This window comes from Nocardia abscessus NBRC 100374 (assembly GCF_000308455.1).
In the GTDB taxonomy this organism is placed as follows: Bacteria; Actinomycetota; Actinomycetes; order Mycobacteriales; family Mycobacteriaceae; genus Nocardia; species Nocardia abscessus.
This window is the reverse complement of record NZ_BAFP01000052.1, coordinates 1-12,418: the sequence shown is the minus strand read 5'-3', so window position 1 is coordinate 12,418 and position 12,418 is coordinate 1. Positions and strand designations below refer to the sequence as shown.

At 69.9% G+C, this 12,418-nt stretch carries 15 protein-coding genes; 4 read left to right on the top strand and 11 right to left on the bottom strand.

Annotated elements, in window-relative coordinates; translation table 11 throughout:
- Positions 1 to 53: 53 nt before the first annotated feature.
- The 9 genes from ON19_RS10500 to ON19_RS10460 form a co-directional block, all read right to left on the bottom strand.
- Positions 54 to 722 (bottom strand): amino acid ABC transporter permease, encoded by a 669-nt coding sequence (locus tag ON19_RS10500; protein WP_043689570.1) that lies wholly within the window; start codon positions 720 to 722, stop codon positions 54 to 56.
- 12 nt (positions 723 to 734) lie between these two features.
- Positions 735 to 1,460, bottom strand: a complete 726-nt coding sequence (locus ON19_RS10495) for an amino acid ABC transporter substrate-binding protein (protein WP_043689663.1) — start codon at positions 1,458 to 1,460, stop codon at positions 735 to 737.
- A 213-nt stretch (positions 1,461 to 1,673) separates the two neighbouring features.
- Entirely contained in the window at positions 1,674 to 2,168 is a 495-nt protein-coding gene (locus ON19_RS10490) for a TM2 domain-containing protein (protein WP_043689568.1), read from the bottom strand.
- Positions 2,169 to 2,397: 229 nt separating this feature from the next.
- A complete protein-coding gene (gene lgt, locus ON19_RS10485; RefSeq protein ID WP_227954914.1) occupies positions 2,398 to 3,558 on the bottom strand; it encodes a prolipoprotein diacylglyceryl transferase in 1,161 nt (386 codons plus the stop codon).
- 253 nt (positions 3,559 to 3,811) lie between these two features.
- On the bottom strand, positions 3,812 to 4,612 hold the full coding sequence (trpA, locus tag ON19_RS10480; protein WP_043689567.1) for a tryptophan synthase subunit alpha: 801 nt from the start codon (positions 4,610 to 4,612) through the stop codon (positions 3,812 to 3,814).
- On the bottom strand, positions 4,609 to 5,877 hold the full coding sequence (gene trpB / locus ON19_RS10475; protein ID WP_043689565.1) for a tryptophan synthase subunit beta: 1,269 nt from the start codon (positions 5,875 to 5,877) through the stop codon (positions 4,609 to 4,611). The genes trpA and trpB overlap by 4 nt, the downstream gene beginning before the upstream one ends.
- Positions 5,874 to 6,692 carry an indole-3-glycerol phosphate synthase TrpC gene (gene trpC / locus ON19_RS10470; protein ID WP_043689564.1) on the bottom strand — a complete coding sequence of 273 codons (819 nt, stop codon included), beginning with the start codon at positions 6,690 to 6,692 and terminating at the stop codon, positions 5,874 to 5,876. The genes trpB and trpC overlap by 4 nt, the downstream gene beginning before the upstream one ends.
- 183 nt (positions 6,693 to 6,875) lie before the next feature.
- On the bottom strand, positions 6,876 to 7,616 hold the full coding sequence (locus ON19_RS10465) for a TIGR02234 family membrane protein (RefSeq protein ID WP_051168715.1): 741 nt from the start codon (positions 7,614 to 7,616) through the stop codon (positions 6,876 to 6,878).
- Complete coding sequence (locus tag ON19_RS10460; RefSeq protein WP_043689562.1) at positions 7,613 to 9,172, bottom strand: anthranilate synthase component I; 1,560 nt, start codon at positions 9,170 to 9,172, stop codon at positions 7,613 to 7,615. Before ON19_RS10460 ends, ON19_RS10465 begins: the two co-directional genes overlap by 4 nt.
- Positions 9,173 to 9,361: 189 nt before the next feature.
- Here ON19_RS10460 and ON19_RS10455 point away from each other — a divergent pair, with 189 nt between their 5' ends.
- The 4 genes from ON19_RS10455 to ON19_RS10440 all read left to right on the top strand — a co-directional run bounded on the left by ON19_RS10455 (position 9,362) and on the right by ON19_RS10440 (position 11,546).
- Entirely contained in the window at positions 9,362 to 9,673 is a 312-nt protein-coding gene (locus ON19_RS10455) for a hypothetical protein (RefSeq protein ID WP_043689560.1), read from the top strand.
- 145 nt (positions 9,674 to 9,818) lie between these two features.
- Positions 9,819 to 10,274 carry a peroxiredoxin gene (locus ON19_RS10450; RefSeq protein WP_043689655.1) on the top strand — a complete coding sequence of 152 codons (456 nt, stop codon included), beginning with the start codon at positions 9,819 to 9,821 and terminating at the stop codon, positions 10,272 to 10,274.
- Between the two features lie 63 nt (positions 10,275 to 10,337).
- Positions 10,338 to 10,892, top strand: coding sequence for a hypothetical protein (locus tag ON19_RS10445; RefSeq protein WP_043689558.1), 555 nt, complete (start codon positions 10,338 to 10,340; stop codon positions 10,890 to 10,892).
- Positions 10,893 to 11,093: 201 nt separating this feature from the next.
- Positions 11,094 to 11,546, top strand: a complete 453-nt coding sequence (locus tag ON19_RS10440) for a MarR family winged helix-turn-helix transcriptional regulator (protein ID WP_083899278.1) — start codon at positions 11,094 to 11,096, stop codon at positions 11,544 to 11,546.
- Positions 11,547 to 11,557: 11 nt separating this feature from the next.
- Here the strand turns inward: ON19_RS10440 and hisI are convergent, their stop codons facing one another.
- Both hisI and ON19_RS10430 read right to left on the bottom strand, forming a co-directional pair.
- Positions 11,558 to 11,905 carry a phosphoribosyl-AMP cyclohydrolase gene (hisI, locus tag ON19_RS10435; RefSeq protein ID WP_040777184.1) on the bottom strand — a complete coding sequence of 116 codons (348 nt, stop codon included), beginning with the start codon at positions 11,903 to 11,905 and terminating at the stop codon, positions 11,558 to 11,560.
- A 50-nt stretch (positions 11,906 to 11,955) separates the two neighbouring features.
- On the bottom strand, positions 11,956 to 12,418 hold a 463-nt coding region (locus ON19_RS10430), incomplete at its 5' end, for an LLM class flavin-dependent oxidoreductase (protein ID WP_043689556.1).

The window sequence follows — 12,418 nt, the reverse complement described above, 5'->3', positions numbered from 1 at the left end:
GAATCCTTGGTGAAAAAAATGAACGACGCCGCGTAGCAGGTACAAACGGATACTCATCGGGCGACATGACGGGCCAATCTCGTTTCCAGCCGGGTCTGCCCGAACCCGAGGATGAGGCAGATCACCCAGTAGTACAGCGCCGCGACCCCGTAGAGAGCGAAGAAATCGAAGGTCGGCGCCGCCGCGAGCTGGGCGACGCGCAGCAGTTCGGTCACCAGGATGGTCGAGGCCAGCGAAGTGTCCTTCACCAGGGAGATCAGCGTATTCGACAGCGGCGGCACGGCGATCCGCGCGGCCTGCGGCAGGATGATCAACCGCAGCATCATCGCGTACGACATGCCGAGCGCCTGCGCCGCCTCCCACTGGCCGGTCGCGACACTGAGGATGGCGGCGCGCACCACTTCGGCCGCGTACCCACCGACATTGAGGCTGAACGCGATCACCGCGGCGGGAAACGGGTCGATGACGATATCGAACTGCGGCAGCGCGTAGAACACGATGAACAACTGCACCAGCAGCGGTGTGCCGCGGATGATCGAGATGTAGCAGCGGGCCGCCGCCGACAGCGGCCACACCGCCGACATCCTGGCCAGCGCGACGAACAGCGCGAGGACCAGGCCGATGGCGAAGCTGATCGCGGTGAGCGGCAGGGTCTTGGTGACGGTGGCCTGCAGCATCGGCCACAGGTTGTGCCAGATGAGATCCCGGGTGGCGGCGTCCATGAACGAGGCCGGCTACCGGCTGACGTCGGTGCCGAAATACTTCTCGGAGATCTTCGCCAGGGTGCCGTCGGCACGCAGCTGGTTCAGCGCGTTGTCCACGTCGGTGATCAGCGCGTCGCCCTTGCGCGCGGCGAACGCCTGCTTGCTCTCCGATCCCGTGCGCCCCGCGATCTTCACGCTGGTATCGCCGGTCTTCTTGGTGTATTCGGCGACCGCGAGATTGTCGTTGACGGTGGCGTCGACGCGGCCGTTCTTCAGCAGCTGGACGGCCTGCACGAAGCCCTCGACGGCCTCGACCTTCGCGCCCGCCTCGGTGGCGACCTTGCTCCAGTTGCTGGTGGCCGACTGCGCGCAGGTCTTCCCGCGCAGGTCGGCGAGGCCGGTGATGGCGCTGTTGTCGTCGCGGGTGACGATCACGCCCGCCGAGGTGGTGTAGGGCGCGGACAACGCGTATTCGGCCGTGCGCTCCTCGCTCACGGTCACCTGGTTCGCCACGAGGTCGAAGCGCTTGGACTCCAGGCCCGCGAAAATTGCGTCCCACGGCGTCTGCACGAATTCGACCCGCTTGCCGAGTTTGTCGCCGACCGCCTGGATCACCTCCACGTCGTAGCCGGTGAGCTTGCCGTCGGAGCCCTGGAAGCTGAACGGGGCGTAAGTGCCCTCGGTGCCCACCTTCAGCACGTTCGGGTCGCTGTCGCCGCAGGCGCTCAGCCCGGTGGCGGCGACGATGGCGAGCATGGCGGCGGCGAACAGCTTACGACGCACGGAATCCCTCTCTTCGGTGCGTGGAGCTCCACACACGGCACGCGAATCCGGTCATGCTACGCCCGGGTGCACGCGAGCGACAGTATCGCGTTCATCGTGCGCGAAAGAGTTGTGCTTTCGTCCGAAGACGGCCGGAGGCGGGCACGGTTTCGTGCCCGCCTCCGGGTTCTGTCGATAGCGCCGCGTTCAGTCGCGCAGCGGGCGGCCTTGCGCGTCGGGAACCTTGCCGACCAGGATCATGATGCCGTCGATGAGACCCCAGATACTGCCGAGGCCGCAGGTCACGATCGTGACCGCCAACTGAGCGATGCCCAGCCCGGTGTAACCGAGGTAGAAGCGGCCGACGCCGAAACCGCCGAGGAAGATCTGCAGCAGGCCCGCGATGAGTTTCTGCTTGTCCGACAGCGGTACGCCGAAGGGGTCGCGGCCCCACGGCGCCTCCGGGTCGTTCGGGTTGTAGCCCTGGGGGCCGCCCGGGTACGGCGCGGGCGGGTAACCGCCCGGCTGCTGACCGTAGGCGTCAACGGGCTGGCCGTACTGGGGCTGGGCGTAGGGGTCCGACGGCGGGCTGTACTGCGGCTGGCTCTGCGCGTCCAGCGGCTTGGTCAGATCCGGGCCGGTGCCGGGCGGGCCGTACTGCGGTCCCCCGGCGCCCGGATTCTGCTGGTAAGGGTCGGTCACTCATGTCCTCCTCATTAGTGCGGGCACCCTCTTGTCGGCCCCCGGCCTCGCTGGATCGCCGAACTGCCGCTCGCGACGATCACGAGTCATTGTCACCGGGATCGACCGGGTTGTCGCCCCAGGAGCGTTCTGCCCCGCGAGTAGTTATTGCAGCGGATCGCCCGATCGTTGCCGTGGAAGAGAATTCGCTGTCCGCGGCGACGGGTCGGGCCAGGCAGGCACCGAACGATCAGCTCTTGTCCGAGGCAGGTTTTCCCGAATCCGTCTCCGCGGCGGTCTCGGTGGACTCGACGCCGGACCCGGCGGCCTCGTCCTCGGACCGACCGCCCGGCTCGGGAGCACGGGACTCGGCATCGGACACCGCGCTCTCGGGCACGGCGGTCGCGGTCCCGGTCTCGGACACGGCGGCGGCCGAAGGCTTCTCGGCCGATGCCGCACCCGCGGCACGCAGCGCGCCGATCTGCCACGGCCATGGACGCGGGCTCGCCCCGGGCTGCAACTGCTCGGGGGTCTCGCGGCCCTTCGTCGCGAACACGAAGTAGGCGATCGCGCCCAAGAACACGACCGCGGAGGTGAACGAGTTGATCCGGATGCCGGCGATCTTCGTCGCCTCGTCCGCGCGCATCAGCTCGACGAAGAACCGGCCGAAGCAGTAACCGGCGACGTACAGCGCGAACAGTCGCCCGTGGCCGATCCGGAATCGCTTGTCCACGTACACCAGCAGCACGACGACGAGCACGTTCCACAGCAGCTCGTACAGGAAGGTGGGGTGCACGACCTTCTCGACCACGCCGGTGGAGACACCGTTCATCATGTCGAGCCGGCCGTCGTCGCCCACCCGCCGGTAGATCTCCAGGCCCCACGGCAGGTCGGTCTCCCGCCCGTACAGTTCCTGGTTGAAATAGTTGCCGAGCCTGCCGATGGCCTGGGCGAGCAGGATCGGCGGGGCGACCGCGTCACCCAAGGCGGGCAACGGGATCCGGTATATCCGGCAGCCGATCCACGCGCCGATGCCGCCCAGCAGCACCGCGCCCCAGATGCCGAGCCCGCCTTGGTAGATCTTCAGCGCGTCGACCGGATTGCCGTCCGCGCCGAAGTATTTCTGCCAGTCGGTGGCGACGTGGTAGAGCCTGCCGCCGACCAGACCGAACGGCACCGCGAACATCGCGACGTCCAGGATCGCGCCGGGCTTCCCGCCGCGAGCGCGCCAGCGCCGCTCGCCCCACCAGATCGCGACGACGATGCCGACGATGATGCACAGGGCGTACGCCCGCAGCGGGAACGGCCCGAGCTGCCACACGCCCCGCGCGGGGCTGGGAATGTAGGCCAGCACGGCGCCGCTGACGCCGCCGTCGGCCAGGACACTGTCTGCGAGGACTCGTAAGGTCACGGGGCCACCGTAGCGGAGATGCCCGACCGCCCCGCCACCACCGCACCGCCCTCGTCGTGGCCGGGCCCGCTACCACCGCGCCGAGCGCGTCCGCGGCGGGCTGATCTTCGGGTGGCGCCCGGAGAGCGCGACCGCGCAGAGCACGGGGGATCGCCGGAGCATGCGGATCGGACGGATCGAGGTTCAGCACCCGCCGAGACGGCGCGGCCGTGGGTCCGCAGCGCCGCGAACCGGGTTCCTACGAGGCGACTTCCTACGAGGCGACGGTGGCCGACCGCACGCCGTCGGCGAGTTCCGCCGTGAGTGCCCGCACCGCGTCCAGTCCCTGGCCCGCCGCGCTCACCAGCGCCGAGCCGACGATGACCCCGTCGGCGTAGGAGGCGATCTCGGCGGCCTGCTCGCCCGAGCGGACACCGAGGCCGACACCGATCGGGATGTCGGAGTGGGCCCGGATGCGGGCGCACAGGGCGGGCGCGGCCGAGGACACCACGTCCCGCGCACCGGTGACGCCCATGGTGGAGGCCGCGTAGACGAAGCCGCGACTGGCCTCGAGCGTCTTCACCAGGCGCTCCTCGGTGGACGACGGCGCGACCAGGAAGATGCGGTCCAGGTTGTGCGTGGACGAGGCGACGAACCAGTCGTCGGCCTCCTCCGGAATCAGGTTCGGGGTGATGATGCCCGCGCCGCCCGCGGCGGCCAGATCCCGTGCGAAGCTGTCGACGCCGTACCTGAGCACCGGGTTCCAGTAGCTCATCACGACGGCCTTGCCGCCCGCGGCGGTGATCGCCTCGACCACGGAGAACACGTCACGCACGCGCACGCCGCCGCGCAGCGCCTGTTCTGCGGCGGCCTGGATGGTCGGGCCGTCCATCACGGGATCGGAGTAGGCCACGCCGACTTCGATGATGTCGCATCCGGCTTCGACCATCGCGCGCACGACCGCGATCGAACCGGCCAGGTCGGGGTAGCCCGCGGGCAGGTAGCCGATCAGCGCCGCGCGGCCCTCGGCGCGACAGGCGGCGAAGGTGTTCGCCAGGCGGGACTGCTGGCTCACTGGTCGGCCTCCTGCGGCTCGGTGTCGAACAGCCCGAACCACCGTGCTGCCGTGTCCATGTCCTTGTCGCCCCGGCCGGAGAGGTTCACCAGGATGATCGCGTCCGGGCCGAGTTCCTTGCCCAGTTGCAGCGCGCCCGCCACCGCGTGCGCCGACTCGATCGCGGGAATGATGCCCTCGGTGCGGCTGAGCAGCAGCAGCGCGTCCATCGCCTCGGTGTCGGTGATCGGCCGGTACTCGGCACGGCCGACGTCCTTGAGGTAGGCGTGCTCGGGGCCGACACCCGGGTAGTCCAGGCCCGCCGAGATGGAATGCGACTCGATGGTCTGGCCGTCCTCGTCCTGCAGCAGGTAGGAGTAGGCGCCCTGGAACGCGCCCGGCGTCCCGCCGGTGAACGTGGCCGCGTGCCGCCCGGTGTCGACGCCGTCGCCGGCCGCCTCGTATCCGATCAGCCGGACGTCGGCGTCGTCGAGGAACGCGTGGAAGATGCCGATGGCGTTGGACCCGCCGCCGACGCAGGCGACGACCGCGTCGGGCAACCGGCCGGTCGAGGCCTGGACCTGGGCGCGGGCCTCCATGCCGACGATGCGCTGGAAATCGCGCACCAGCATCGGGAACGGGTGCGGGCCCGCGGCGGTGCCGAAGCAGTAGTAGGTGTCCTCGGCGTTGGTCACCCAGTCGCGCAGCGCCTCGTTGATGGCGTCCTTGAGCGTCTGCGAGCCGGAGGTCACCGAGATCACCTCGGCGCCGAGCAGGCGCATGCGCGCCACGTTCAACGCCTGGCGGGCCGTGTCGACCGCGCCCATGTAGATGACGCAGTCCAGGCCGAGCAGCGCGCAGGCGGTCGCGGTGGCGACGCCGTGCTGGCCCGCGCCGGTCTCGGCGATCACCCTGGCCTTGCCCATCCGTTTGGCGAGCAGCGCCTGGCCGAGCACATTGTTGATCTTGTGCGAGCCGGTGTGGTTCAGGTCCTCGCGCTTGAGCAGGATGCGGGCGCCGCCCGCGTGCTCGGACAGGCGCATGCACTCGAACACCGGCGACGGACGGCCGGTGTAGTCGCGCTGCAGCCGGTCGAGTTCGTTGAGGAAGGAGTCGTCGAGCCGGGACTTCTCGTACTCGGCCGTGACCTCCTCGATGACGGCCATCAGCGCTTCGGGAACGTGCCTGCCGCCGTAGACGCCGAAGTGGCCGCCCGCGTCCGGCTCGTGGCCGCTGCGCTGGGCGACGCCGTCACTGGCCCTGGGTAGTGCCGCCACGCCCGTCACCGGCCCCGCCGCGCGGGCTTCGGGCAGGACGGGTGCGTGCCCGCGGTCACCAGCTCGGAGACCGCCGCACGCGGGTCGCCACTGGTCACCAGTCCTTCGCCGACGAGGACGGCGTCCGCGCCCGCTCCCGCGTAGGCCAGCAGGTCGGCGGTGCCGCGGATACCGGACTCGGCGATCCGGATGACCTCGGTGGGCAGTCCGGGAGCGATCCGCGCGAACACGTCGCGATCGACTTCGAGCGTCTTGAGGTTGCGGGCGTTCACACCGATCACCGACGCGCCCGCCTCCAGCGCGCGGTCGGCCTCCTCCTCGGTGTGCACCTCGACCAGCGCGGTCATCCCCAGCGACTCGGTGCGGTCGATCAGGGAGGACAGCACGTCCTGCTCCAGCGCCGCGACGATCAGCAGGATGACGTCCGCGCCGTGCGCGCGCGCCTCGTGGATCTGGTAGGGACCGACGACGAAGTCCTTGCGCAGGATCGGGATGTGCACCGTGGCGCGGACTGCGTCCAGGTCATCGAGCGACCCGTTGAAGCGGCGGCCCTCGGTGAGCACGCTGATGATCCGCGCGCCGCCGTCTTCGTAGGCCTTGGCCAGGCTCGCCGGGTCCGGGATGTCCGCCAGCTCGCCCTTGGACGGACTTGCCCGCTTGACCTCGGCGATCACGCCGATGCCGTCCTCGAGCAGCGCCGCGCGGGCGTCCAGCGGCGCGGGCGCGGCCGCGGCGGCCGCCTTGACCGCTTGGAAGTCGAGAAGGGCTTCCCGAGCGGCCACATCCGCGCGGACCCCGTCGAGAATCGAGTCGAGTACCGTCATCTGGCTCGAATCCTTTCTGGGGAGACGGACTTGCTACCTGAGAATCCCCCCAGGCGCTGTCTCACCGATGCTGACAAAGAATAAATGGACCTACCGGGCGCGTTCGCGCCGGGGCTGGGGTTGAACCACGCGGAAGGGTTCGGCGCAAGGTGGCAACCGCCACATCCGCCACGCGGGAAGTGCTCAGCGGCCATGTCGGCCCGCCTCGTCGTGGTCCGGATCGTCCCGAGGCGGCTGCCCGCCCTCGGCTTCCTCGGTCGGGTCGGTGCCCGCGTCCAGCGCGTCCCACAGCACACGCTCGGACAGGTGCGGCGAGGACGGCTCGTCCGAGGACCGCGCGCGCCGCTGGGCGACCTCCGCTGTGGCGTCGGCGCGCCGGAAGACCGGATTGTCGTACTTGCCGGACAGCCGCGCCGCCTCGGCGGGCATGCGCGCCAGCAGCGCGCCCGCGCCGAATGCGGCGATCGCGCCGAGCAGCGCGAGCACGGCCGGGAACGCCGACGTGGTCGCCGTCTCGACCTGGGCGCGCGCCGGGAGTTCGGCGAGTGCCGCGGCCCGCTCCGCGGTCTTGCCGGAGCCGGTCAGCAGCGCGAACGCGGGCACCGCTGCCACTGCCGCGACCAACGCGATCACCACGCCCACTACCCGGCGCAACCACCCCCGGGTGGCCAGCACGGCCGCGATCGAGGCGAGCAGTACCAGCGCCAGCGGCGTCAGCGCGCCGAACCACACCCCGCCGTTCAGGTGATCGGTGCGCGGCTGGGTGAGACCGTCCGACGAGGACACCGTCACCCAGGTCATCCGGGACGAAGCCCACAGCGCCGCGGCGGCCATGGCGAGCAGCACGACCGGGCCGACGGGGTACTTCCGGCCGGAAACGCTTTCGGCCGGGTCCGGTTCGCCTTCTGGGTGGGCAGCCGTCATAGTGGTCCGCCGTTCGCCGCATCGGGCTCCGTGCCGTAGGCCCGCATTGTTTCGGCCGCCGCGATCGCCTTGAGCACCGCCATCGCCTTGTTGCGCGATTCCACGTCCTCGTACTCCGGATCCGAGTCCGCGACGACGCCCGCGCCCGCCTGCATGTAGGCCGTGCCGTCCTTCAGCAGCGCGGTGCGGATGGCGATGGCGGTATCGGCGTCACCGGCGAAGTCCAGGTATCCGACGACGCCGCCGTAGACGCCGCGGCGGGTCGGTTCGAGTTCCTCGATCAACTCCATCGCGCGCACCTTGGGCGCGCCGGACAGGGTGCCCGCCGGGAAGCACGCCCGCACCGCGTCCAGCGCGATCCGGCCGGGCGCCAACCGGCCCGACACCGTCGACACCAGGTGCATGACGTGGCTGTAGCGCTCGATGTGCCGGTACTCGGTGACCCGCACGGTGCCCGGCTCGCACACCCGGCCCAGGTCGTTGCGGCCGAGGTCGACGAGCATGAGGTGCTCGGCGTTCTCTTTCTCGTCGGCGAGCAGGCCCTTCTCCAGCAGCAGGTCCTCCTCCTCGGTGCCGCCCCGCCAGCGGGTGCCCGCGATCGGGTGGGTCGTCGCCACACCGTCCTTCACGGTCACCAGCGATTCCGGGCTGGAGCCGACGATCGAGAACGCTGTGCCGCCCTCGCCGTCCGGGATGTGCAGCAGGTACATGTACGGGCTGGGATTGGACGCGCGCAGCATCCGGTACAGGTCGATCGGCGCGCCGCCGTAGTCCATCTCGAAACGCTGCGACAGCACCACCTGGAAAGCCTCGCCCGCCTCGATCTCCTTGACCAGGCGGCGCACACCGGCGCCGAACTCCTCGGTGGTGCGCTTGCGCCGGTACCGGGGCTCGGGCTGGTCGAACACCGAGACGGTGGAATCGGCGGGCGCGCCGAGCGCGGCGGTCATCCGGTCCAGCCGGGCCACCGCGTCGTCGTAGGCCTCGTCGACGCGCTCGGCGGTGCCGTTCCAGTTGACCGCGTTGGCGATCAGCGTGATGGCGCCCTCGTGGTGGTCGAACGCGGCCAGGTCGGTGGCCAGCAGCAGGACCATCTCCGGCAGCTGCAAGTCGTCCAGCGCCAGGCTGGGCAGCCGCTCTATCCGGCGCACCGCGTCGTAGCCGAGGTAGCCGACCATGCCGCCGGTCAGCGGCGGCAGCCCGGGCAGGCGCTCGGTGCGCAGCAGCTCCAGCGTCTCGCGCAGCGCGACCAGCGGATCGCCGCCGGAGGGCGCGTCGACCGGGATGCTGCCCAGCCAGGCCGCCGCACCGTCGACGACGGTCAACGCCGAGGGACTGCCCGCGCCGATGAACGACCAGCGCGACCAGGACCGCCCGTTCTCCGCGGACTCGAACAGGAAGGTGCCTGCCCGGTCACCCGCGAGTTTGCGGTAGGCCGACAATGGAGTCTCGGAGTCCGCCAGCACCTTTCGGGTCACCGGGACCACCCGGTGCTCCGCGGCCAGATGATGGAACTGCTCGCGGGTCGTGGTGGTGGGAGTGGACGCGCCTGGCATGCACTCATCATCCCAGGCCGGGCCGATCGACCGGTGAGCGGTGCCGGTGACACGGCGAGGGACGCGACAAACCCGGCAAATCAGGTCGACCGTCCGGTTCCCACGCGCCCGCCGGAGGTGTGGCGGCGCTCACTACACTCGCGCCCGTTCCACGTCGCATGCGGTATCCATCTCGAGAGGAAACAACTGATGTACCCCTCGCAATCGGTAGCGCCCGAGGGCCCTCGGCACGTCGCGGGCCACAGTGGCCCGCACCTGCGCGCTCCGCGGGCAGCGGGCACGAACCATCCGGCCCACCCCCACGCCGCCCCTGGCAACGCGCTCGCGTCCTTCGTCACCTACGTCAAAGCACTGGAGTCCCTGGACAAGAACCGTTTTCCCGACGAGTACGCCGTCCACAGTCACCGCATCAAGGAGCTGAAGCCGTTTCTGCGGGCCCACGGCATCCTCGACGTGATGGCCATCAAGAACCCTGAGGTGGCAGCGCTCATCGGCGCGTAGCAGCGCCGCGCACCACCGGTTCGTGCCCGGCCACCGATGTGGCGACCCGATGCAGCGGCGCATCGACGGGCACGAGCACCGGGTTCGTCCGCTCACCCCGAGCGAGATACCCCATTCGACCAAGCGCCCGGTAGTGTTCCCGGGTATGCAGCAAGGACAGCTCGCCCCTGATTTCGAGCTTCCCGATCAGTCCGGCGCCCTCCGCTCGCTCGACAAGCTCCTGGCGGACGGCCCACTGGTCCTCTTCTTCTATCCGGCGGCCAACACGCCCGTGTGCACGGCCGAGGCCTGTCATTTCCGTGACCTCGCCGCCGAATTCGCCGCGGTCGGCGCGACCTGTGTCGGCATCAGCACCGACAACGTCGACACGCAGGCGGGATTCGCCGAGAAGCAGCGCCTCGGCTACCCACTGCTCTCCGACGCCGACGGCGCCGTCGCCGCGAAGTTCGGCGTGAAGCGCGGCCTGCTCGGCAAACTCGCGCCGGTGAAGCGGCAGACGTTCGTCATCGACACCGACCGCACCATCCGCAAGGTCATCACCGGCGAGTTGCGCGCCGCGGTGCATGCCGACGAAGCACTGAACTACCTGCGCACCAGGTAGCGGGCGCGACGCGCCGCGTTCGCGCAGCCGCTGTCCGGCGACGGCGCGGCCTACGCTGGCCGCATGACTTCGACCGAGGTTCAGCCGGGCGGGCGCAAACCTACGGCAGCCGTCTGGCGTACACGGATCATCGGGGGCGCCGCGCTCTTGGCCGTCCTCGTCGTCCTCTACTTCCTGCTGTCCGCGTTCATCCCGCGCTGGTGGGCGCAGCGGGTGGGGTCGGCGGTGGAGGGCAGCTTCGCCAAAGGCATCGGCTGGGGTCTGTTCTATGGCGGAATCTGCACCGCCGTCACGCTTTTCCTCTTGTTGTTCGCCGTCCGGGTCTGGCGGCGCCAAGCGGGAAGGTTCCTCGCGGGCGCGGCCGCGATAGTCGCGATCCTGTTCGCGCTTCCCAACCTGATGACGCTGACCATCGTGCTCGGCAACAGCAGCGCCGCTCACGCGGGTGAGCGAATTCTGGATGTCGACGCGCCCGCCTTCCGCGGCGCAGCGCTCACCGGCGCCGTCATCGCCACGCTGCTGTTCCTCCTCACGGTTGCGCTGTTGCTGCTGCGTAGATGGCGCCGCACCCACCCGCACACACCGAAAGCCGAGGACACGCCGCCACCGAGCGTGTGAGTGAACTCACCACACGCAGCATCTTTATGACGGCCGAGCGAAGTCGTGGCAAACTCGATGTCGCGGGTGACTGTGCACAGGTTTTTCGACAATCACTAGGACTACGAACAAAACCACGTCACTTGGCTCGAAAGAAGGCACACAGTGACGAAGTGGCTCGACCCGGTCGAACAACGAGCTTGGCGCTCGATCGTAGCGCTGATGACGCGGCTGCCAGGAGCCTTGGATACGCAGCTCCAGCGTGAGTCCGGCGTGACGCATTTCGAGTACTGGGTACTGACCCTGCTGTCGGAGGAACCGGGGCACCGACTGCAGATGAGTGAGCTTGCCCACAAGGCAAATGCATCGCTATCGCGACTGTCGCATGTGGTGTCCAAGCTGGAGCGGATGGGCTGGGCCCAGCGCTCGGCGACCGCCGGGCGGCGCGGCGTGCACGCCGTACTCACCGACGAGGGATACCTGAAGGTCGTCGAGGCCGCGCCGGGCTATCTGGCGGCCGTGCGGCACTTGGTCTTCGACGGATTGGACGAGGCTCAGAAGGCCCAGGTCGCCGAGCTCGGCGAGCTGCTGGCCGAGCGGCTCGCCGGCGCGCTCGACCAGCTCGGCGAACTCTCCCCGGCGAATCGGGACGACCAGCACCCGAACGGCGCCTAGCCCGGCGCGGGTCAGGACCGCGCGGCCAACAGCACGTCCGAGTCGAAGCAGGTGTGGGTGCCGGTGTGGCAGGCCGCGCCCTCCTGATCGACGACCAGCAGGATCGTGTCGCCGTCACAGTCGAGCCGTACCTCGTGCACGTACTGGGTGTGACCGGAAGTCTCGCCTTTGACCCAGTACTGCTGACGGGAGCGCGAATAGTAGGTCGCCTTACGGGTTTCCAGCGTGCGCGCCAGCGCTTCGTCGTCCATCCACGCGACCATGAGCACGTCACCGGTGGCGCGTTCCTGCGCTACGGCCGACACCAGCCCGGCGTCGTTGCGCTTCAGACGGGCGGCGATAGCGGGATCGAGACTCATAGCACCGTTATAACAGGGGCGTGCGCGTGCAGGCGCGCCCGGAGTACAGGTCAGCGCACGCGGGAGCGCCGCAGGTCGCCGAGTACCTCCCAGGTGCGCCGCTGGTCCTGCGGGGTGGTCAGATCGGTCTGCGAGAAGACCACCTCCGTCGCGCCCGCCGCGAAGTACTCCGCGACGCGAGCGGCGATCAGCTCCTCGTCGCCGATCACCACGAGATCCGCCGCCCGCGCCGCGCCGGACAGCTCGATCACCCGGGCATAGGACGGGATGTCGTCGTAGAACGCCGTCTGGGCTGTGGCGGCCGCACGCGCGGCGTCGACCTCGGCGGTGACCACGCCGGGGACCAGGACGGTGATCCGCGGCGCGGGGCGGCCGGCCCGTTCGGCCGCGGTGGTGAGCGGCGCGACGACGTGCTCGGCCAGCGCCTTCGGGCCGATCAGGAAGGGCAGGGTCCCGTCGGCGAGCTCACCGGTGACGCGCAGCGCCTGCGGTCCCATGGCGGCCACCAGGATC